The sequence below is a fragment of the Pseudomonas sp. AC463 genome (assembly GCF_979253585.1).
In genome coordinates this window covers 1-242 of the sequence record NZ_CEEDDZ010001076.1, presented here as the reverse complement: position 1 = coordinate 242, position 242 = coordinate 1, and the positions used below count along the sequence as shown (strand labels likewise).

The window sequence follows — 242 nt, the reverse complement described above, 5'->3', positions numbered from 1 at the left end:
GCCCCAGCGCGGCTACCTCCTCCTTCGTCAGGGCGATGCCGAACATCAGGCCGAGGCGCATGCGGTAGACGCGCGGGTCGTCGATGACGTCGGCGGTTTCGTTGTCGCCGGCGCGGCGGCGATAGGCGCGGTCGGTCAGGCCGGCGAAACCGTGCGGCAGGACGATGCTGGCGATCGCGTGCGTCGTGAAACGCGTGCCCGGCGCGGTCGAGGTCCAGTGGTTGCTGAGCGCGAGGTCGGCC

The 242-nt window shown here is 71.5% G+C and carries 1 protein-coding gene; it reads right to left on the bottom strand.

Going from position 1 to position 242, the window contains the following annotated elements; translation table 11 throughout:
- Window positions 1-242 (bottom strand): arylamine N-acetyltransferase (locus AC0IYH_RS33580; RefSeq protein WP_471838768.1); only part of this gene is annotated, 242 nt, incomplete at both ends.